The sequence below is a fragment of the Pseudoalteromonas sp. APAL1 genome (assembly GCF_021532475.1).
GTDB classification, from domain to species: Bacteria; Pseudomonadota; Gammaproteobacteria; order Enterobacterales; family Alteromonadaceae; genus Pseudoalteromonas; species Pseudoalteromonas lipolytica_C.
The window spans coordinates 1-19,095 of the sequence record NZ_JAKGAW010000032.1; the positions used below are offsets into that span (position 1 = coordinate 1).

Genomic DNA, 19,095 nt, shown 5'->3' on the forward strand with positions numbered 1-19,095 from the left:
GGTAAATGCGGTGCAGATAAAAAAGCAGCTAAAGAAGGTAAGTGCGGCGAAGGTAAATGCGGTGCAGACAAAAAAGCAGCTAAAGAAGGTAAGTGCGGCGAAGGTAAATGCGGTGCAGACAAAAAAGCAGCTAAAGAAGGTAAGTGCGGCGAAGGTAAATGTGGCGCAGACAAAAAAGCAGCTAAAGAAGGTAAGTGTGGCGAAGGTAAATGTGGCTCTAACCACTAAGCGCTCATTTAGCTTTTAAAAGGGCCGTAAAGGCCCTTTTTAGTAGGAGGTAGTATGTTAAAAGAATCAGTAGCTGATTTTGGGCAGGTTGGTTTAGGTTTGCGCCGAGAAATGCTTGATGAAATGCTCATTGATGTTCCAAAACCCATTGAGTTTTTAGAAGTTGCACCAGAAAATTGGCTCAAGCTAGGCGGGCGTTTTGGTAAACAATTTAAACAGCTTACCGAACAACATGCCTTTGTATGCCATGGTTTATCGTTATCAATTGGCTCACCTGCAGCACTTGATATTGACTTTGTGCAATCGCTAAAAGCTTTCTTTAAAGAGCATAATATTCGTTTGTTTAGTGAGCACTTAAGCTACTGTTCGGGCGAAGGGCACATGTACGATTTGATGCCTATTCCGTTTACTGAAGATGCAATTAAGCATGTCTCCTCGCGGATCAGACAAGTACAAGATATTCTTGAACAGCCAATTGCTATTGAAAATGTATCTTACTACGGTGCCCCTGGGCAGCAAATGACTGAACTTGAGTTTACTAATGCAGTTTTAGAGGAAGCTGATTGCCAACTATTGCTTGATGTAAACAATATCTATGTAAACTCTATTAATCATGGTTATGATGCTGAGCAATTCTTAGCAGCATTACCAACTAAACGTATCGCTTATGGTCATGTTGCGGGCCATTACACTGAGGCTGAAGATTTACTCGTTGATACCCATGGTGCGCCAGTCATCGATCCTGTTTGGCAATTGCTTGAAAAAGCCTACGCAGTTCATGGAGTTTTTCCTACTTTGTTAGAGCGTGACTTTAATATTCCACCTATGGCTGAGTTATTAGCTGAGCTGAAAACTATTGAAGCCTTGCAGCACGCAGCCAATAAGCAAAACCAAGTAACGGTGAAACACAGTGCATAATCATTTTACGCAAGTACAACAAGCGTTTATGGCGCATATTCGCGACCCTGAGAATAATGCTAAGCCTAGTGATGTTGAAGAGCGTCGCATGGCGATTTACCGAGATTTATTTTTTAATAATGTGGATGGTTTTGTCAGCTCTGCATATCCAGTACTTAAAAGTTTATATTCAGAGCAAGCTTGGCACAGACTCGTTAGGCAATTTTTCAGTCAGCACAACTGTAAATCTCCTTATTTTTTAGATATAGCAGGCGAGTTTTTGGCCTTTCTTGCTAATGACTATGAAATGCAAAGTGATGATCCTGCGTTCATGTTAGAACTGGCGCATTATGAGTGGGTTGAGCTCGATGTGTCGGTTGCGAAGGAGCTGGAAAACGAAACGAACTTATCGGCTCATCAAGTCACCAGTTCTGCATTGTATTTAAGCTCCCTTGCTCGCAATTTGAGTTATCGTTTTCCAGTTCATACCATCAGTGTCGATAACCAGCCGAGTGAGCCCGCAGCTGAGGCAAGCTACTTTGTGGTATATCGGGATGGCGATGACGAAGTGCAGTTTTTATCAACAAATGCGATGACCGCATTACTACTTAATATTATTGAATCTCAGCCAGGTATAAACTTAAATGATGTATGCCAAGTAGTTGCAGAGCATGCTCCTCAATTTAGCCAAGAGCAGCTTTATCAGGGAGCGCTCAATACCTTAAGTGCCATGGTAGAGCGTGGTATCGTAGTTACTAATACATTGGTTTAAAAATCGGCTAAACCCCTTTATTGATGAGGACAGTTCGACTATTATGTCCGCCTTATTTTGTCGTGCTTAAATAAAGGTAGTAACTATGTCGAATGATAAAGACTTTAAAGATCCGTTCAATGCAACTTATTTCATTGCGTTTTTAGCTGTATTCGGTGGCATTGGCTGTCTTAACGCTATTCTGGGTTGGATCACATCTTTATCTTAATCTGCGTAAGCAAATTTAAGACACTAGGCTGCACCATGCAGCCTTTTTTGTTGTAGTTAGGTGATTAATTTCGAAACTTGCTACCGACTTTCCACTAAGGTGATGTTATACTCTCGAGCTTTGTTAGATAAACTTTTTGAGCAGTATAATTATGACTCAAGCAACTTCAACGCTCATCAAACAGAGCATTGCAACGATCGCTGATTACCCTAAGCCGGGCATTATGTTCCGCGATGTAACAACTTTAATGGCTAACGCTGAGGCATTTAAAGCAACGATAGACAGCTTTATTGCGGCATATAAAGACCAAGGTTTTACTAAAATCATTGGTACTGAATCTCGTGGTTTTATTTTTGGTGCGCCACTTTCTTATGCTCTTGGTATTCCATTTATTCCAGTTCGTAAACCAGGCAAACTTCCTCGCGAAGTGATTTCACAAAACTACCAATTAGAATATGGTGAAGATACGCTTGAACTTCATACAGACGCTATCGTTTCTGGTGATAAAGTGTTATTAGTAGACGACTTACTTGCCACAGGTGGCACAATTGAAGCAACAGCAAAATTAGTTGCAAAACTGGGTGGTAATGCAACGGATGCCGCATTCGTTGTATCTTTACCTGAGCTTGGTGGTGAACAACGTGTTGCTGATATGGGCATCAAAATCTTAAAGTTGGTTGAATTCGAAGGCGAATAATTAATGAGTTATCAGGTTCTAGCAAGGAAATGGCGACCACAAACCTTTCACGAGTTAGTGGGGCAGTCTCATGTTAAACAGGCATTGGTTAATGCATTAACACAAAATAGACTCCATCATGCCTATCTCTTTACTGGAACTCGTGGGGTGGGTAAAACAACCATCGCACGAATATTCGCAAAAAGCCTCAACTGCGATAAGGGTATCTCTGCTGAGCCGTGTGGCCAATGTTCAAGCTGTACTGACATTGAAGCTGGCCGCTATATTGATTTGTTAGAAATCGATGCGGCATCACGTACCAAAGTAGAAGATACCCGCGAAATCCTTGATAACGTTCAATACGCGCCAACACGTGGTCGTTACAAGGTATACCTAATCGACGAAGTTCACATGCTGTCAAAGCATAGTTTCAATGCATTACTAAAAACATTGGAAGAGCCACCAGAGCATGTGAAGTTTTTATTAGCGACAACCGATCCGCAAAAACTGCCCGTGACGATTTTATCGCGTTGCTTACAGTTTAATTTAAATGCATTGTCGCAATCAGAAATTCATGATCAGCTTGCCCATGTTCTTAATCAAGAACAGCTAAGTTTTGATGATAAATCGCTGTCAATTTTAGCGAAAGCAGCTGATGGTAGTATGCGTGACGCACTGAGTCTTACAGACCAAGCAATTGCGCAAACCAATGGCAATATTAATCATCAAGCAGTGCAAACTATGCTTGGCTTAATGGATACCCAATATAGCCAAACCATGTTAGCAGCGTTACTATGCCAAGATGGCGATGCATTACTTCAAGAAGTAAAAGCAGTGGTTAGCCGAAACCCTAACTTTGTAGCCTTGCTCGACGATTTAATCGCCCTGACGCACCTTATTCAGCTTGTGCAACTCGTGCCTAGTGCTGCGGCACTTGATGAGACTAACCGTGAATTTATTGAGCAGGTGGCACAAACAACTGATGCACAGCAAATGCAGGTGTATTACCAGTTGCTATTAAATGGTAAAAAGGATTTGCAATGGGCACCCGATGCTAAACTTGGTTTTGAAATGATCATGTTGCGACTGCTCGCATTTCAACCAACGCAATTTGCACAAAACCAAACACCCACGAATACCCAGCAGCAGGTTAAACCAAGTGGTGCCGGAGCACTACGTGATATTTTAAAAAAATCAACGGCGCAACGTGAGCAAGCAGCTTCAGAGCAAGCATCAGTAGCACAAAGTTCAGTGCATACAACTTCTGTGCCTTCAGAGCCTCAGCCAACACAAGTTGAAGCTGAGCCTATTCAAGCAGCCAAAGCAGAAACAGCACATAGCCATGAGCCTGCCCAGCAAGTTGAAGCAACAGCAGTAGAGCAGCCTAATGCTAATCAACAGCCTCAGCAATCCGCTCAGCCAGCTGAAACTGAAGTCAAACCAGCGCCACAACAGCAGAGTAGCTCAGAGCACATTCCAGCAGCTGATTGTTCTTCACCAGAGTACTCTACATCTGACTATTCTTCGCAAGACTATATGGATGAGTACGATGCACAAATGGATTCATCACTTGCTGCGCAATATGATGATGTGATGAATAGCGCTTATGATCAGGGCTTTAGCGCAAATGAAGCACCTGCGCCTCAGCAACAGCAAACTGCACCCGCACAATTGCAACAACAGCAAAGTCAGGCGCAATCGGCCATTGCTCGTATTTTACAAGACCGCAATATCTCAGGTGCTGGTCGCTTAAGTGGTGCGGCAACGCAAACGAATGTTAAAGCAGAACAACAGCCTGAAGCTAAGCCAACATTAGAACCGCCAGCGCAACAAAGCACAGCCACGACCAATACTCAGCCTCAGCAGCAAGCAATGGCTGCTGAAGTAAAAAAGCCCATCCCCCAGCAAACGGGGGAGAGCAGCAATAAAGTAAAAAAAGTCGATTTTCGAGAAAAGCATCAAACAATCACTGAAAACCTAGCGCCTGAATTGCTTGAGCAAATTAACCCGCAAAAAGCGCCAGAGCCAGTAGCTGAAGAAGCCAGTATTCCGGTTCCAGATGATTTTGAAAGCCCGATCAGCAGTATTAAATTTGCACACGAACAAGACGAGTGGGCGTATTTAATAAAGCGTATGGGACTTGGTGGCCGCATGCGCCAATTTGCGCTGCATTCGATCTTTACCAAGCAGAATAATCAGTTACATATTGAAGTTGACTCATCACAGCGCCATTTAGACAGCGCAGTGCTTAGACAAAAGCTCAATGCTGCATTAAGTGAAATTTATGGTCATAATGTAGAGCTTAGTATCGAGTTTGCTGATGGCGTAATTGATTCACCGTATTTGATTCAACAAAAAATTGATGCGGGTCGTCATCAACAAGCGATTGATGTAATAAATAGCGATGAAAATATAGTGCAATTTCAGCAGTTATTTAGCGCTATAATCGATGAAAACAGTATTCAGGCATTGTAATTAGTTGCAATAGCCCTTATCTTCATGCCAATTAAAGTAGTTTAGAAAGAGAGACAGTTATGTTTAAAGGTGGAATGGGTAACATGATGAAGCAAGCGCAGCAAATGCAAGAGCGCATGCAAAAAGCCCAAGAAGAAATCGCAAACCTTGAAGTTGTAGGTGAAGCAGGTGCAGGCCTAGTTAAAGTAACTATGCTTGGTAACCACAATGTACGTCGTGTTGAATTAGATGAAAGCCTAATGGAAGACGACAAAGACATGATCGAAGATTTACTAGCGGCAGCGTGTAACGATGCAGTACGTCGTGTTGCAGAAGAAACACAAGAGCGCATGAGTAAAGTAACTGGCGGTATGCAATTACCACCAGGTATGAAAATGCCATTCTAAGTGATCTTGTATGCAACTATCTCCTAGTTTAACACAACTAATTGAAGCGCTAAGATGCCAGCCGGGCATAGGCCCAAAGTCGGCACAGCGTATCGCTTTTCATTTGCTTGAGCGTGACCGTCAAGGTGGTAAGCAACTTGGCCATGCATTAACCAAAGCAATGGATGAAGTAGGGCATTGTCAATCTTGTCGCACTTTCACAGAGCAAGCTGTGTGCGATATTTGTTCAAGTGTTAAACGCCAAGATAGTGGTTTACTGTGTGTGGTTGAATCACCAACCGACGTACTCGCTATTGAGCAAACTGGTCAATATCAAGGACTTTACTTTGTTTTAATGGGTCACTTGTCGCCAATTGATGGTATAGGACCAAAAGAAATTGGCCTTGATATTCTTGAAAGCAAGTTGCAACAAGGCGGTATTAATGAGGTGATCCTCGCAACCAATCCAAGTGTTGAAGGTGAAACCACTGCTCACTACATTGCTGAGCTTTGTCATAAGTATCAGGTAGGCGCATCTCGTATTGCGCACGGTGTCCCTGTCGGTGGAGAGCTCGACTTGCTCGATGGTATGACATTGATGCACGCATTTAGCGGACGACGCGCCGTAAACCAAAACTAATACCGAAAATGGTATCAAAAGCCTGCTTTAAGCAGGCTTTTTTGTGTTTGGCTCATCATGCACTTCAATAGGTAATTTTGAACATACGAGCTTCATAGGCACTCAGATGAACTATTCAAAAAGGCCTCGAGGGTAATTAGCGAATGGGAGCAGGATATTATTAAGGATATCTATGTAAAGATGGGTGATGTTGCGTAGGTTATGAATTTAAAATTAAAAATAATCACATTTTCATAGAAAAAATCATTACTCTTTGATATCAATTAAGGTGACTAAGTAATTATGGATAAAGTACATGGAACAGAAGCACCGGATCGTATATGGTTGTTATTCAGATGTTTGGCAGTACGGGCAACATGATAAAGAGCAATTAAAGGCTTTATCTGTAGAAGTTATACCTGAGGAGTTCAGTCCTCAAATGAAAGGTAAAACTTTTTGTCCTATCTGCGCTACGCCACTTTCAAGAACTCCTGACGCAGATGCTATTAGCAAGAATAATATCACTGCTCATTATAAGCACGGATCTAAGAAAAAGTATCCAGATAGCATTAAATGTGAGTGGAGAGTCAATGCTAAGCCTGGTCTTAATTATGAATCAGAGGAGATAGCAGCAAAAGCCATAGAGAATAAAGAGTTAGCTATAATTCACTCTTGGAAATCGACACCCCCTTCAGGCGATGGTAACGACATTGACGATACAGGGGAGTTCGATAGAACTGCAATTGAAGATGAAAACGGTCCTAATACCGAAGTGCCAATAGCTAGGCATAATGGTAAAAGCTTCAGCTTACCTTCTAATATCTCAACTGTTATGGCTCTTTGTATGAACTTTCCTGCAAATTTGTCCCGAGGTTTTTATTTTCCTAACTCTCAATACCCAATGTTGCTGAGCGATCAACTTTATTCAACAAGTAAATTAACTGATGATTTACCCAAGAAAGAAACTTTGTTCTTTGGAAAAATAATAGGTTTTAGAGAATTATCAGCTCGAAATGTAATTGAAGTAGAGTCAAGTAATGATTTAGTAAAGATATATACTGATAAGTCTTATGATGAGAGAAAGCATATATCGAAAAAATCAAAAGGAAGTTATTTACTTTTCTCTGCTAAATTATATTCAGAAAGTGACTCAGTTTATGCTTGCAAAGTATTGAACTGGGGTGCTTATAGTGTCCTCCCTAAAAAATACGATAAATATATTGAGGCTTTGCGCTAGTGCGCATTTGAAAGCTTATCAAGTTACTGATTTAATTTGGTTATCTATAAAATTCTAATTTACATTGCGCACAAAATGCGATTAATCGCGCAGATAATTATGTGTAAGTGGATTCTCTTGCATGAATTAAGGAGATTAGCATGCAGCAAAAACTCACCAACATAAAAGTACAGCCAGTAGGATTTGGCGATTACTGTAATTTCACATTAGCTCTAGATATCGATAATCAACATTTAGAGGCTTATTTCAATAAGAATGATACCAAAGCGACGATTGCGTATAAGCTTCGAGCGCTTTCAGAAAAAATTGAAGGGAAATCTAATGGATAAGTTTGGCAGATGGTTCCAATGTATTACCGTTGCGTACTTAATAATAATATTTATTACACTATTGGTATATGGCTGCTCAGTTAAAGGTGGAACTTGGGGTAGCTTTAGCGACGTTGTTATTGCGATTTTCACTATTTTAATATCATATTCAACAACTTTATTGTTAATAGCTGCATACCTGACTGCATCAAGTTGGATTCATGAAAAAAGATATGATTTTTCTTGGGAGCTTATTAAGAAGCTGTCAGAACTATATTTTTTGATGCACTCAAAAAAATCTACGCAAAATAAAATTGAGGTTTTAAAAGGTTTGGAAAGTACTCGACTACAAGATAAAGCAAATGTAATTCCTGAAGTAAGGGGGTTGCTCAGCAATTTAGGCTTAGATATAGACTGGAGAAATGACCAGTTTAGTGACGCTGAGTTGACTATTTACAAAAAGCAGCTTTCCGCTTACCGAAATCAATTGATTAATAAGAGCAGGACTATATATCAGAAGCAAGAAAATTTGAAGTTTGAAGTGCTAGCTGCTGCAAATATCCTCAACAATGAATTAGTAGATGGTGGGATAGATATTATGCAAGAAGTTTCCAATTTAATTAATCTTCAGGAAGATTATCACCAATTTGGATCTAAACTATTTTCCAATGTATCTAAAGCGCTAGGTTTAAAAGAACATAAAATTGTTCACATAGGAGAGCCTGCGAGTGAATATCCGCCAGTAAGAAACGCGAGCAATGATGGAAAGTAACTTTAACAAAGCCAATGACTTTAAAGATTTGCCAATTGGAGTCGCCGGTTTAATCGAGAAGAACAAAGATGCCACCTTTTATGGCATTGCTAGCGGCCGGTCAATGGAAGGAGTAGGAATTTTTGACGGTGACTTGCTAATCATTGACCGCAGCGTTGATGTTAAGCTAGGTGATGTTATTGTTGCAGCTTATAATGGCTTGTTCGTTTGCAAGATTGCAGACTTGAAGAATAATTTGCTGCTTTCAGCAAGCGAGGAATACCCACCAGTGAAAGTTACTAAGCATGATGAGTACCTTTTTGAGGGGATTGTTATAAGCTCTGTGCGAATGCATAGAGGAAGTGTCAAAAGTGTTGTTTAAGGGTTAGTTTATGGAAAATCTGGGCTTAGTTAGTAAGCACAAGAACTATCAAGAAAATGAATATGAAAAGTGGAGGTTTAGGTTTGAAATTTCTCTTTCGTTAACTTGGATTTTACCGTTACTGCTATTAGGTGCTCAGTTTGCACTTGTTGGAAATCAAATCGACTATGATGTAATGAAGTTATCTAATTGGGTAGGCATGGAGGCTGCGTTTGCATTACCCATTAGACTTTTTGTATTAATGGTAACTATAACAACGTTATTGGGTTTATACGCTAGAAGTTTGCAGTTTTCCGAGCAGCTAAGATTATCAAAGATGCAGCAAAATTTAGCTTTTGAACAATTAAAGATAGCTCAAAAACAGTCTGATAGACTTGAGAGTCAATTGTCACTTTACATGAAAAAAGAAAGTTTCTTGCTTTATCATGAGCATATACAAAGGTTTAAGGATAAATTAGATAATTTGTTAACGTTAAGTAAGAAAATGTTTAGGTATAATTCTAAAGTTGAAGGGGAGAGCTTGTTAATTTTATCTGAAAGGCTATACAAGCATGCTTTTCCTGAGAACACTCATCTCGAAATTCAAAATGCTAATTTGAAATCTATTAATGTCATCTTTAATAAAGACAACCCCATAGTAAGCTTTGATAGATTAAGCCAGTTGGATACTTCAGCATAAGGCGTTGTTTTAGAAGAGCAGCTAAGAATTGTAACTGAAAACTTTATGTTTATTGGGATACATATAAAATTACACTCAAACTCTGGTACGGATTTTGATATAGCGTTGTTTGCAATTGATTTGCAGAGGGCGTTATTTTTGATAAATATGCTAGGCTTGATGAGCGATGAACATTTCGATGAAGTCTTTTCTAAGTCTCTACCTTATTTCAAACCATTTTTTGTTGAGTCAGAAAATGACGACTCTAACTTGCAACCCCCCCAATCCTGATATAGTATTTTCCATGTTGAAGAAATCCGCTTAGTTTATGACTGAGCGGATTTTTTTGTTTTTATATTCCCACAAAGCTTTGCATGTTAATCTGACACCTATAACGCTTAAAAAGGAGAAAGCATGCAGAAGTTTAATAAAATGATTGTCTTAGCAGTTATATTGATCTTCTTAGCTGGCGTGATAATTGGTCAGGGCTTCTCACTAGAAGTAAAATTGAGTGATTTGATAGCTACTGCAGTGGCATTAATTACTTTTTTATTTGCTTGGATAGGTCTAAAGCATAACGAAAGACAGTACCTTAATTCGATTAAGCCTCTTTTGTATATTCATAAATATGAAGATCATGAAGATAAAACAGTTAAAAGAATAATAAAAAATTGCGGCACCGGTCCCGCTGTAGAAACATCTTATAAACTTTATTATGCTAAAGTTTCTATGAGTAGTGTGTCATTCAATAACATTGTTTGTAAAACGTGTCCTGGCGCAGAGGTTCAAGTCTCTACCCCTGAGGGTTATGCGCCATCGGAAAGTTTGATATTTCTTGAAATTAACTTGCCAAAAGAGTCATCAAAGTTAGAGTTTCAACAACTGCGAGAAATGATGAAAAAGGTGGAGATTGAAATAACTTACTTTTCTGTTCAGCAAGACAAATTTGTAGTTAATAGTATTAGAAAATGAATCGAAAAAAATATTGAAACTCGCACCATGCGGGTTTTTTTATACCTAAAATTTGAGAGCAAACTATGAAAGCAGGAAAACTTATAGCGCTGGGGTTTTCCGGCATTCTTGCGGCTGCAGGTGTAACAGTCGCTACTTTCGAGGGCCAAGAGTTAACTGGATATGTTGACCCTGTTGGCATTGCAACCACTTGCTACGGACAGACTGAAATAGCTTTTGTTGGCAAAGAGCACACAGGAGAAGAGAGTTTTATTTTTTAGCACCCGAAATGAACAGCAATGAGTACAATCTATATAAAACTGAGCTAAGGTGAGCACAATACTTATTTATCATTGCAATATATTGTTATAGCAATACAAACTGGCTGAGAAGTAATTATCCGTTTCACTACTTTTAATAGATCTTAAATGTCATAGGGCTCCCAAAAGCTTGCGATTTTACCTGCTAATTTAAATTTTTGCCTTGAAGTTCAAAAAGCCTACCCCATATATGAGTCATAGTGCAGATTAGACACTTTGTTAATTGGAGATTTACACAATGACTGCAGCACAAAAAGAAACATTAGGCTTTCAAACAGAAGTCAAACAACTATTAAACCTGATGATTCATTCTCTTTATTCAAATAAAGAGATATTCCTACGTGAGCTGGTATCAAACGCGTCAGATGCAGCAGATAAATTACGTTTCCTAGCGCTTTCTAATGGCGATTTATACGAAAACGATGCAGATCTAAAAGTACGTATCAGTGCCGATAAAGAAGCAAACACGGTAACCATTACTGATAACGGTATTGGTATGAGCCGTGAAGATGTGATCAATTCACTGGGTACCATTGCAAAATCAGGCACCGCAGAATTTTTCCAAAACCTAACAGGCGACCAAAGCAAAGATTCACAATTGATTGGTCAATTTGGTGTTGGTTTTTACTCTGCATTTATCGTTGCAGATAAAGTAACCGTGCGTACTCGTAAAGCAGGTGAAAGCCAAGGTATTGAATGGCAATCTGCAGGTGAGGGCGAGTACACATTACAAGAGATTGACAAGCCAACACGCGGTACCGAAATCATTCTACACTTACGTGAAGATGAGAAAGAATTTGCTGATGAGTACCGTTTACGTAGCATCGTAACTAAATACTCAGACCATATTTCTATTCCAGTTGAAATGTATAAAGCAGAAGTACCTGAATCTGAAGGCCCTGATGGTGAGAAAATCCCAGCGCAGCCGGGCGAGTGGGAAGGTATTAACCGCGCAACTGCACTTTGGACTCGCGATAAGTCAGAAGTAACAGATGAAGAGTACAAAGAGTTTTATAAGCACATTGGTCATGACTGGGAAGAGCCATTAAGCTGGGCTCACAACAAGGTTGAAGGTAAAACTGAATACACAAGCTTGTTATACATCCCGATAAAAGCACCATTCGATTTATGGAATCGTGACCGTCAAACTGGTTTAAAACTGTATGTGCAACGTGTTTTCATCATGGATGACGCAGAGCAGTTTATGCCAAGTTACTTACGCTTTGTGAAAGGTTTACTCGACTCAAACGACTTACCACTTAACGTGTCGCGTGAAATTTTACAAGACAACAAAGTAACGCAAGCGATCCGTAAAGGTTGTACATCACGCGTACTTAAAATGCTTGAGCGTATGGCGAAAAACCGTGAAGAAGATTACCAAACGTTCTGGAACGAGTTTGGTCAGGTGTTAAAAGAAGGTCCAGCTGAGGATATGGCAAATAAAGAAGCCATTGCTAAGCTACTGCGTTTCTCTTCTACACATACTGACGAAAGCACGCAAAATGTATCGCTTGAACAATACATCGAACGTATGAAGCCAGAGCAGGATAAGATCTACTATGTGGTTGCTGACTCATTTGCTGCAGCGAAAAACTCACCACACTTAGAAATCTTCCGTAAGAAAGGCATCGAAGTATTGCTATTAAGCGACCGTGTTGATGAGTGGATGATGAGCTACTTAACAGAGTTCAACGAAAAATCATTCCAGTCAATCACCCGTGGTGACTTAGATTTAGGCAACATGGATGACGAAGAAACCAAAAAAGCGCAAGAAGAGTCAGAAAAAGAAGTAGCTGGTCTAGTTGAACGTATTAAGTCAGCACTTGGCGACAGCGTGAAAGATGTGCGCTTTACGCACCGTCTAACTGATTCTCCAGCATGTGTTGTTGCCGATGAACACGATATGAGTTCACAAATGCAAAAGTTAATGGAATCTGTTGGTCAAACTGTGCCTGAGCAAAAGCCTATTTTTGAGCTTAACCCAGAGCATCAGCTTGTTAAACACTTAAACGTTGAGCAAGATGAAGACAAGTTCAGCCAGTGGTCACATGTCCTGCTTGACCAAGCATTATTAGCAGAGCGCGGTACTCTAAAAGACCCTGCTGGCTTTGTAACTCGCTTGAACAAGCTTATGCTAGATTTAAGCAAATAAGTGTTTTAGCGCAATGAGTTGGAAAAGGGAGCAGTGCTCCCTTTTTTATTGCTGCTAATATAGGCAATTGGTATAAGTTACTTGAGGTATAGCCTCAGTTGTGGAAGAATTCAGGCTCTAAGAACAAAACTCCACTGATCGACCATAATTTAAGATTAGTATCACACAGAGGACAATGATATGCGCATTATTCTTTTGGGCGCGCCGGGTGCAGGTAAAGGTACTCAAGCTCAGTTTTTGATGGACAAATACGGTATTCCACAAATTTCTACGGGCGATATGCTGCGTGCAGCAATCAAAGAAGGTACACCACTTGGTCTTGAAGCTAAAAAAGTAATGGATGCAGGTCAATTAGTATCTGATGAAATTATTATTGGTCTAGTTAAAGAGCGTATCGCTAAACCAGATTGCGAAAAAGGTTTCTTACTAGATGGTTTCCCGCGTACTATTCCTCAAGCTGATGCAATGAAAGAGAATGGTGTGGTGGTTGATCACGTTATTGAATTTGACGTTGCTGACGAAATTATCGTTGAGCGTATGGGCGGCCGTCGTGTACACCCAGGTTCTGGTCGTGTTTATCACGTAGTTTATAACCCACCTAAAGTTGATGGTAAAGATGACATCACTGGTGAAGACCTAATCATTCGTGATGACGATACTGAAGAAACAGTACGTAAGCGTTTAGGTATCTACCACGACCAAACTAAGCCATTAGTTGATTATTACCAAGCTGAAGCAAAAGCAGGCAACACTCAGTACCATAAACTAGACGGTACCCAAGCTGTTGAAGCTGTTAGCCAACAACTTGGTGAGCTATTAGGTTAATTAACCTTTTAGATTCATTAATAAAAAAACCGCCTCAGGGCGGTTTTTTTGTATCTGTTTAACTGTTTTCTGATTTTACAGTTTCTTCAATGCGGCAATAGCACCGTCATAATCAGGCTCTTTTGAGAGGTTATCGACTAGTTGCTTGTAAACGATGTTATGTTCTTTATCGAGCACAAATACTGCACGAGTTAATAAGCCCATATCTTTGATAATCAAGCCGTAGTTCTTACCAAAGTCACGCCATACAGAATCAGATAAGGTGACGACTTTGTCGATATTTTCTGCTTTACAAAAACGTTTTTGTGCAAACGGTAAATCAGCACTTAATGTGAGCATAGCTATATTCGGGTACTCAGCAGCTACTTTTTCATTAAAGTGTTTGGTTTGAATGCTACATACCCCTGTATCCAGGCTTGGTACAACGCTGAGCAAAACAGCTTGACCTTGATAATTGTCTAGTGTGACAGGTGTAAAGCTATCATCTACTACTTTAAAATTAGGTGCTTTTTGACCGACTTCAACCCCTTGTCCTAGTAGGGTAACAGGCTTTGACTGAGCTGATACCTTACCAGCATCAAGACTATTTTCTGGTAAGTCATTTGCGTAACTAAACGTACAAACTGCACTGAGTGCAAAAATAAGTGGGCGTAACATAATATAATTCCTTCAAATTAACGCATTTAAGCTGAGTGTATTATACTCATCTAATTGCTCCAAGGTTTACTCTAATTTAAAATTGTAAAAAACGAGCAGTTTGATTAACATGTGTCCGTGCCGCTATTTTTTATGAATTAAAATAAGAATAAAGTTAGCACTCTTAAAGATGGCTAGTAAAAAAGTGTGGGTTTAGAGAGAGTATATGTCAACATCGGTATTAGTTTGTGATGATTCAAAGTTAGCTCGTCGGCAATTAGCGCGCTCTTTACCCGATGATTGGGATATTAAAATTGAGTTTGCTGAAGACGGTGTGCACTGTATTGAGCAAATCAAAAAAATTCAGCCTGAAATACTATTCCTTGATTTAAATATGCCTGAGATGGATGGCTATGAAGTACTTCAAGCCATTCAAGACCAAGATCTTCATGTGCTTACCGTGGTTGTTTCAGGTGATATCCAACCTAATGCTCATCAACGTGTGCTTGAGTTAGGCGCCATTGATTTTATTCAAAAACCTTGCTCTGCAGAAAAGCTTGCTAATATCATTGAACATCATGGTATTAAAGACAAAGCCATGCGTGAGCGTCTATCACACCGGCTGGGCGAACAAGTTGACCCCGATGTACGTGATATCTATCAAGAGCTTACCAATGTTGCAATGGGACAAGCAGGGGACTTGCTTGCACGCTTACTGAATGTGTTTGTAAAGTTGCCTATCCCGAATGTTAATATCCTAGAAGTTAATGAACTAGACATGGCACTGCGTTCTATTGATGCCAATGCGACTACCTCTGGAGTTTGCCAAGGCTTTATAGGCGGCGGTGTTTCTGGTGAAGCTTTGCTGCTGTTAAATGACTCAAGCTTTAAAGAAATTGCGTCACTTATGAATTACGAAGGTGAGCTTAACAACAAGATTGAGCTTGAGTTGCTAATGGATGTGAGCAATATTCTGATCGGGGCTATTTTAAGTGGTCTTTCAAAGCAGCTTGATATGCGCTTTAGTCAAGGGCACCCTGTGGTTCTGGGTCAACATTGTGATGTGTCTGATTTGGTAAAGGCTAATAAATCTCGCTGGCAACGAACGCTGGCGATTGAGATCAGCTATGGCATCGAAAATCATAATATTAATTGTGATTTAATGCTGCTATTTACTGAGGATTCGCTCAAAACCTTAAAATACAAAGTCGCTTATTTACTAGAAGATTAAACTATGCCTGCATCTGATTTTAATATGAATGAACTCCATTGGTTAATGGATATGTTTAATACTGTTGATGTAGGTCTTGTGGTGCTTGATAGAGACTACAAAGTCTGCATTTGGAATGGGTTTATGGAAAACCATTCAGGCTTGTTACCAAGTGCCGTGAAAGACAAAGATTTGTTTGATTTGTTTCCATCAATAGACGAAAAATGGTTCCGTAGCAAATCAGAGTCAGTGTTCATTTTAAATAATCGCTCTTTTACTATCTGGGAGCAGCAGCCTTATATTTTCCGCTTTAAAAATTACCGCCCAATTACTGGTAAAGCGGATCATATGTATCAAAATGCCACCTTTATTCCTTTAACCACGACCACTGGTGAAGTGTCTCATATCTGTATCATTATTTATGATGTAACCGATGAAGCGGTAAATAAAAAAGAGCTAGAAGAAGCCAATAGTAAGCTTGAGCAAATGAGTCGAACTGATGCCCTTACAAAATTAACGAATAGGGGATATTGGGAAGAAAAACTGCGTAAAGAGTATATGCGTATCGTACGCAGTGGCGGCTGCAGTACCTTATTAATGTTTGACATTGACCACTTTAAAAAGGTCAATGATGAACACGGTCACCGTGGCGGTGATGAAGCGCTGCGTCACATTGCTGATTTACTTAGAAAAACATTACGTGAAACTGATTTGGCAGGTCGCTATGGTGGCGAAGAGTTTGCAGTAACTTTACTGGATACTGATCTCGATGGTGCGCATATTTTTGCTGAACGTCTGCGTTCAATGATTGAGAACTCGTCAATTTATTTTGGTGAAAAACAAATTCAGTTAACCGTCAGTATTGGTTTTGCTTGTTTTGACGAAAAGTTCGATCGTTATGAAAAGTGGGTTGAAGCTGCAGATAAAGCTTTATATCACTCTAAAGAAAACGGCCGTAATAAAGTTACAGCGTATTCAGATTTATAACTTAACGGAAAAGGGCGAAACTTCGCCCTTTTTTACACTCCAATTGGTGGTAATACGAGAATATCTGTTTTTAACAGTTTCATGACCTTCTCAGCGGTATTACCGATTAAATGCCCTTTTATGCCCGTGTTACCCACTGACCCCATAATTACTAAATCAGCATTAAGTTTTGCGGCGACACTAGGTATAACTTGTTCAACCACCCCAGCTTTAATTTTGAGTTGCTCTTTTAAATTATGAGCTTCAATTAGTGCACGTTGCGCAACCGGTAATTTTTCATAAGCATTAGTTACCTGCTCATCAGAAAAAACAATCCCTAAATCTCGCAAGAAAGGCGACACATGGACAGTATAGCAGGCAAAAAATTCGCTCTGATAATCCTCTGCGAAGGCAAGGCCGGTTTTTATAATTGCTTCATTTAAACAGTATTTTGTAGCTTTCTCACTACCTAAATCGAGCGCAGCGAGTACATTGGTATTGTTACGCCACTTGTTGTCAGCAGCTAGGTAAAGAGGCAGCGGGCTAAATCGAATAAGCTGCCAATCAAGCTCGCTAAATTGCGTTTGTTCATCAATATGGCGAGTTTTAATTACCATCTCATAGTCTGAGGTGGTCACTTCGTTAGCCAGCCACTGCACGGGGCTCTCGTGCCACAGTGTTTGCAATGTGTAACTACCGACTTCTAAATAGTCATTAATTAGCGGACTTAATGAAGTACGCAGTTTCGCTAACTCTTTATCTTGAATAGCCAAAGCTTCATCTGGCGGAAGAGAAAATAAAATGCTACTGGTGTCTTCATAGCTAAAAGCAACAATATCAATATGCTTAACCCCTTTAGCTTTTTGTTTAGCGTGTAATAACGACGTTTTTGCATCGTCGACAGAATCGATGATAACCAGTAACTTTTTATTCATTCGGTTCACTCTGTAGTGTGTCGGGCATCACTTTTTGGGCATTCACCCAGTAGTGACACTTCCCCTGTTGAAGACTCTTGTTCCAGTTTTACCTTAAAGCCCCATAACCTGTAAAGGTGTTTTAATACTTCATCTTTTGAGTTTGCTAAGGGGATATTGTTATGTGGCACATAGCGTAAGGTCAAAGAGCGGTCACCTCTAACATCAACATCGTAAACTTGAATATTGGGTTCGTGGTTACTTAAATTGTATTGCGCTGATAAACTTTCACGTACTTGGTGATAGCCCATTTCATCATGAATTGCACCCACATTTAGGGTGGGTTCTTTTTCATGGTCAATAATAGTAAATAACTTAAAATCGCGGATAATTTTTGGCGATAAGAACTGGCTTATAAAGCTCTCGTCTTTAAAGTTTTGCATTGCAAAGTGCAGCGTCTCTAACCAATCACTGCCGGCATACTCCGGAAACCATCTTTTATCTTCCTCAGTTGGGTTTTCACAAATACGACGAATATCAACCATCATGTTAAAACCAAGGGCGTAAGGATTAATCCCGGAATAATAATTACTGTTGTAAGGCGGTTGGTACACAACATTGGTGTGGCTTTGTAAGAACTCGAGCATAAAGGAATCAGTGAGCTTACCTTCATCATATAGATGGTTCAAAATAGTGTAATGCCAGAATGTTGCCCAGCCTTCATTCATTACTTGAGTTTGTTTTTGCGGATAAAAATATTGCGAAATTTTACGCACAATACGGATTACTTCACGCTGCCATGATTCAAGCAATGGGGCATTTTTTTCGATGAAATATAAAATATTTTCTTGCGGCTCTTCAGGAAAACGGCGCTCACGTTTTTTAGATTCTTGTTGCGAGGTAGGAATAGTGCGCCACAGCTCATTCACTTGTGATTGTAAGTAATCTTCGCGCTCTTGCTGGCGTTTTTGTTCTTCATAAAGCGAAATACGTTGTGGGCGCTTATAGCGATCCACACCGTAATTCATTAATGCATGGCATGAGTCGATGAGATTCTCGACCTCATTAATGCCATATTTTTCTTCGCATTTGGCAATGTAGTTTTTTGCAAATAATAAGTAGTCGATGATTGAGCTGGCGTCGGTCCAAGTTTTAAATAAGTAATTACCTTTAAAAAATGAGTTGTGACCATAGCAGGCGTGGGCCATTACCAAGGCTTGCATTGGCAGTGTGTTTTCTTCCATTAAATAGGCAATACACGGGTCTGAGTTAATAACAATTTCATAAGCGAGGCCCATTTGCCCACGTTTATAGTTTTGCTCAGTTTGAATGAATTTTTTACCATACGACCAGTGGCTGTAGCCAATTGGCATACCCACACTCGAATAGGCATCCATCATTTGTTCTGCAGTGATCACCTCAATTTGATTCGGGTAGGTATCGAGTTTATAAATTTTCGCGACCCGTTCAATCTCAGTTTGATACTCTGCTAATAAATCAAATGTCCAATCAGGACCGTCGCTAATACGTTTATCGGCCATACTT

Annotated in this window: 22 protein-coding genes; 19 read left to right on the plus strand and 3 right to left on the minus strand. The window is 39.9% G+C overall.

The window, feature by feature from the left end:
• The 17 genes from L1264_RS14960 to adk form a co-directional block, all read left to right on the plus strand.
• Positions 1-228, plus strand: a 228-nt coding sequence (locus L1264_RS14960) for an HvfA family oxazolone/thioamide-modified RiPP metallophore (protein ID WP_442960447.1), incomplete at its 5' end; no start/stop codon positions are given.
• Positions 229-282: 54 nt separating this feature from the next.
• Positions 283-1,146, plus strand: a complete 864-nt coding sequence (locus L1264_RS14965; protein WP_199525757.1) for an HvfB family MNIO-type RiPP peptide maturase — start codon at positions 283-285, stop codon at positions 1,144-1,146.
• The gene (locus L1264_RS14970) at positions 1,139-1,897 is read left to right on the plus strand and encodes an HvfC family RiPP maturation protein (protein WP_328256171.1); all 759 of its coding nucleotides are present in this window, start codon (positions 1,139-1,141) and stop codon (positions 1,895-1,897) included. Before L1264_RS14965 ends, L1264_RS14970 begins: the two co-directional genes overlap by 8 nt.
• Before the next feature lie 85 nt (positions 1,898-1,982).
• On the plus strand, positions 1,983-2,105 hold the full coding sequence (locus tag L1264_RS21450) for a hypothetical protein (RefSeq protein ID WP_254907726.1): 123 nt from the start codon (positions 1,983-1,985) through the stop codon (positions 2,103-2,105).
• 151 nt (positions 2,106-2,256) lie between these two features.
• Complete coding sequence (gene apt / locus L1264_RS14975; RefSeq protein WP_135924222.1) at positions 2,257-2,802, plus strand: adenine phosphoribosyltransferase; 546 nt, start codon at positions 2,257-2,259, stop codon at positions 2,800-2,802.
• Between the two features lie 3 nt (positions 2,803-2,805).
• Entirely contained in the window at positions 2,806-5,256 is a 2,451-nt protein-coding gene (dnaX, locus tag L1264_RS14980) for a DNA polymerase III subunit gamma/tau (protein WP_199525755.1), read from the plus strand.
• Between the two features lie 59 nt (positions 5,257-5,315).
• Complete coding sequence (locus tag L1264_RS14985) at positions 5,316-5,642, plus strand: YbaB/EbfC family nucleoid-associated protein (protein ID WP_036967566.1); 327 nt, start codon at positions 5,316-5,318, stop codon at positions 5,640-5,642.
• A gap of 10 nt (positions 5,643-5,652) precedes the next feature.
• Positions 5,653-6,261, plus strand: a complete 609-nt coding sequence (gene recR, locus L1264_RS14990; protein ID WP_054551546.1) for a recombination mediator RecR — start codon at positions 5,653-5,655, stop codon at positions 6,259-6,261.
• A 295-nt stretch (positions 6,262-6,556) separates the two neighbouring features.
• Positions 6,557-7,477 carry a hypothetical protein gene (locus L1264_RS14995; protein ID WP_199525753.1) on the plus strand — a complete coding sequence of 307 codons (921 nt, stop codon included), beginning with the start codon at positions 6,557-6,559 and terminating at the stop codon, positions 7,475-7,477.
• A gap of 140 nt (positions 7,478-7,617) precedes the next feature.
• The gene (locus L1264_RS15000; RefSeq protein ID WP_199525751.1) at positions 7,618-7,806 is read left to right on the plus strand and encodes a hypothetical protein; all 189 of its coding nucleotides are present in this window, start codon (positions 7,618-7,620) and stop codon (positions 7,804-7,806) included.
• Complete coding sequence (locus tag L1264_RS15005; protein WP_199525750.1) at positions 7,799-8,557, plus strand: hypothetical protein; 759 nt, start codon at positions 7,799-7,801, stop codon at positions 8,555-8,557. The genes L1264_RS15000 and L1264_RS15005 overlap by 8 nt, the downstream gene beginning before the upstream one ends.
• On the plus strand, positions 8,544-8,918 hold the full coding sequence (locus L1264_RS15010) for a LexA family protein (RefSeq protein ID WP_199525749.1): 375 nt from the start codon (positions 8,544-8,546) through the stop codon (positions 8,916-8,918). The genes L1264_RS15005 and L1264_RS15010 overlap by 14 nt, the downstream gene beginning before the upstream one ends.
• Positions 8,919-8,928: 10 nt before the next feature.
• Positions 8,929-9,597 (plus strand): hypothetical protein, encoded by a 669-nt coding sequence (locus L1264_RS15015; RefSeq protein ID WP_199525748.1) that lies wholly within the window; start codon positions 8,929-8,931, stop codon positions 9,595-9,597.
• 393 nt (positions 9,598-9,990) lie between these two features.
• A complete protein-coding gene (locus L1264_RS15020; protein ID WP_199525747.1) occupies positions 9,991-10,548 on the plus strand; it encodes a hypothetical protein in 558 nt (185 codons plus the stop codon).
• Positions 10,549-10,613: 65 nt separating this feature from the next.
• Positions 10,614-10,808, plus strand: a complete 195-nt coding sequence (locus L1264_RS15025) for a hypothetical protein (protein WP_199525746.1) — start codon at positions 10,614-10,616, stop codon at positions 10,806-10,808.
• 277 nt (positions 10,809-11,085) lie between these two features.
• Positions 11,086-12,999, plus strand: a complete 1,914-nt coding sequence (gene htpG / locus L1264_RS15030) for a molecular chaperone HtpG (protein ID WP_235404180.1) — start codon at positions 11,086-11,088, stop codon at positions 12,997-12,999.
• 180 nt (positions 13,000-13,179) lie between these two features.
• Positions 13,180-13,824 carry an adenylate kinase gene (adk, locus tag L1264_RS15035; RefSeq protein ID WP_036967590.1) on the plus strand — a complete coding sequence of 215 codons (645 nt, stop codon included), beginning with the start codon at positions 13,180-13,182 and terminating at the stop codon, positions 13,822-13,824.
• A 75-nt stretch (positions 13,825-13,899) separates the two neighbouring features.
• Here the strand turns inward: adk and tpx are convergent, their stop codons facing one another.
• Positions 13,900-14,481 carry a thiol peroxidase gene (gene tpx / locus L1264_RS15040; protein WP_135924225.1) on the minus strand — a complete coding sequence of 194 codons (582 nt, stop codon included), beginning with the start codon at positions 14,479-14,481 and terminating at the stop codon, positions 13,900-13,902.
• A 205-nt stretch (positions 14,482-14,686) separates the two neighbouring features.
• On the opposite strand from tpx, the gene L1264_RS15045 reads away from it, so the two are divergent.
• Positions 14,687-15,691 (plus strand): response regulator, encoded by a 1,005-nt coding sequence (locus L1264_RS15045; RefSeq protein ID WP_135924226.1) that lies wholly within the window; start codon positions 14,687-14,689, stop codon positions 15,689-15,691.
• 3 nt (positions 15,692-15,694) lie between these two features.
• The gene (locus L1264_RS15050) at positions 15,695-16,657 is read left to right on the plus strand and encodes a sensor domain-containing diguanylate cyclase (protein WP_135924227.1); all 963 of its coding nucleotides are present in this window, start codon (positions 15,695-15,697) and stop codon (positions 16,655-16,657) included.
• 32 nt (positions 16,658-16,689) lie between these two features.
• On the opposite strand, the gene L1264_RS15055 is transcribed toward L1264_RS15050, so the two are convergent.
• Together L1264_RS15055 and L1264_RS15060 are read right to left on the minus strand one after the other, a co-directional pair.
• Positions 16,690-17,571 (minus strand): universal stress protein, encoded by an 882-nt coding sequence (locus L1264_RS15055; protein ID WP_199525744.1) that lies wholly within the window; start codon positions 17,569-17,571, stop codon positions 16,690-16,692.
• A 5-nt stretch (positions 17,572-17,576) separates the two neighbouring features.
• Positions 17,577-19,091, minus strand: a complete 1,515-nt coding sequence (locus tag L1264_RS15060) for a SpoVR family protein (RefSeq protein ID WP_199525742.1) — start codon at positions 19,089-19,091, stop codon at positions 17,577-17,579.
• Positions 19,092-19,095 lie beyond the last annotated feature (4 nt).

What these genes read in the sequence shown, in the direction of transcription:
- L1264_RS15025 (WP_199525746.1), top strand. Translation starts at nt 10,614, where the DNA reads ATGAAAGCAGGAAAACTTATAGCGCTGGGGTTTTCCGGCATTCTTGCG.
- L1264_RS14995 (WP_199525753.1), top strand. Translation starts at nt 6,557, where the DNA reads ATGGAACAGAAGCACCGGATCGTATATGGTTGTTATTCAGATGTTTGG.
- L1264_RS21450 (WP_254907726.1), top strand. Translation starts at nt 1,983, where the DNA reads ATGTCGAATGATAAAGACTTTAAAGATCCGTTCAATGCAACTTATTTC.
- L1264_RS15060 (WP_199525742.1), bottom strand. Translation starts at nt 19,091, where the DNA reads ATGGCCGATAAACGTATTAGCGACGGTCCTGATTGGACATTTGATTTA.
- L1264_RS14965 (WP_199525757.1), top strand. Translation starts at nt 283, where the DNA reads ATGTTAAAAGAATCAGTAGCTGATTTTGGGCAGGTTGGTTTAGGTTTG.
- L1264_RS15005 (WP_199525750.1), top strand. Translation starts at nt 7,799, where the DNA reads ATGGATAAGTTTGGCAGATGGTTCCAATGTATTACCGTTGCGTACTTA.
- tpx (WP_135924225.1), bottom strand. Translation starts at nt 14,481, where the DNA reads ATGTTACGCCCACTTATTTTTGCACTCAGTGCAGTTTGTACGTTTAGT.
- L1264_RS15015 (WP_199525748.1), top strand. Translation starts at nt 8,929, where the DNA reads ATGGAAAATCTGGGCTTAGTTAGTAAGCACAAGAACTATCAAGAAAAT.
- apt (WP_135924222.1), top strand. Translation starts at nt 2,257, where the DNA reads ATGACTCAAGCAACTTCAACGCTCATCAAACAGAGCATTGCAACGATC.
- L1264_RS15050 (WP_135924227.1), top strand. Translation starts at nt 15,695, where the DNA reads ATGCCTGCATCTGATTTTAATATGAATGAACTCCATTGGTTAATGGAT.
- L1264_RS15010 (WP_199525749.1), top strand. Translation starts at nt 8,544, where the DNA reads ATGATGGAAAGTAACTTTAACAAAGCCAATGACTTTAAAGATTTGCCA.
- L1264_RS15045 (WP_135924226.1), top strand. Translation starts at nt 14,687, where the DNA reads ATGTCAACATCGGTATTAGTTTGTGATGATTCAAAGTTAGCTCGTCGG.
- adk (WP_036967590.1), top strand. Translation starts at nt 13,180, where the DNA reads ATGCGCATTATTCTTTTGGGCGCGCCGGGTGCAGGTAAAGGTACTCAA.
- L1264_RS15055 (WP_199525744.1), bottom strand. Translation starts at nt 17,571, where the DNA reads ATGAATAAAAAGTTACTGGTTATCATCGATTCTGTCGACGATGCAAAA.
- dnaX (WP_199525755.1), top strand. Translation starts at nt 2,806, where the DNA reads ATGAGTTATCAGGTTCTAGCAAGGAAATGGCGACCACAAACCTTTCAC.
- recR (WP_054551546.1), top strand. Translation starts at nt 5,653, where the DNA reads ATGCAACTATCTCCTAGTTTAACACAACTAATTGAAGCGCTAAGATGC.
- htpG (WP_235404180.1), top strand. Translation starts at nt 11,086, where the DNA reads ATGACTGCAGCACAAAAAGAAACATTAGGCTTTCAAACAGAAGTCAAA.
- L1264_RS14985 (WP_036967566.1), top strand. Translation starts at nt 5,316, where the DNA reads ATGTTTAAAGGTGGAATGGGTAACATGATGAAGCAAGCGCAGCAAATG.
- L1264_RS15020 (WP_199525747.1), top strand. Translation starts at nt 9,991, where the DNA reads ATGCAGAAGTTTAATAAAATGATTGTCTTAGCAGTTATATTGATCTTC.
- L1264_RS15000 (WP_199525751.1), top strand. Translation starts at nt 7,618, where the DNA reads ATGCAGCAAAAACTCACCAACATAAAAGTACAGCCAGTAGGATTTGGC.